The organism is Chitinophaga varians, from assembly GCF_014529945.1.
In the GTDB taxonomy this organism is placed as follows: domain Bacteria; phylum Bacteroidota; class Bacteroidia; order Chitinophagales; family Chitinophagaceae; genus Chitinophaga; species Chitinophaga varians.
This window is the reverse complement of record NZ_JACVFB010000056.1, coordinates 1-288: the sequence shown is the minus strand read 5'-3', so window position 1 is coordinate 288 and position 288 is coordinate 1. Positions and strand designations below refer to the sequence as shown.

Annotated in this window: 1 pseudogene; it reads left to right on the top strand. The window is 44.1% G+C overall.

Going from position 1 to position 288, the window contains the following annotated elements:
• Nucleotides 1–288: pseudogene (locus ICL55_RS35025) on the top strand (hypothetical protein); the annotation flags it as partial.

The window sequence follows — 288 nt, the reverse complement described above, 5'->3', positions numbered from 1 at the left end:
ACTTTGAGAACAGTTTTACCTCCCGCTGGGGAGAAGGAGTTATTTCCATTACACCTTCTATTATTCCGAAAGATTCAGCCTCTCCGGCATATCATCACAACATCCGTATCACCGGGAACACCTTCAGGCATTTCGACCATGCGTTGCTGTACGCCCGTTCCGTAGATACACTGGTGTTTTCATCTAACAGAATGATATATACGAATACGTATCCGCCATTTTCCCGTAAGGTGAATGTGTACCTCGATGGATGCCGGCATGTAACTATTGGCAATAATATTTTTGACA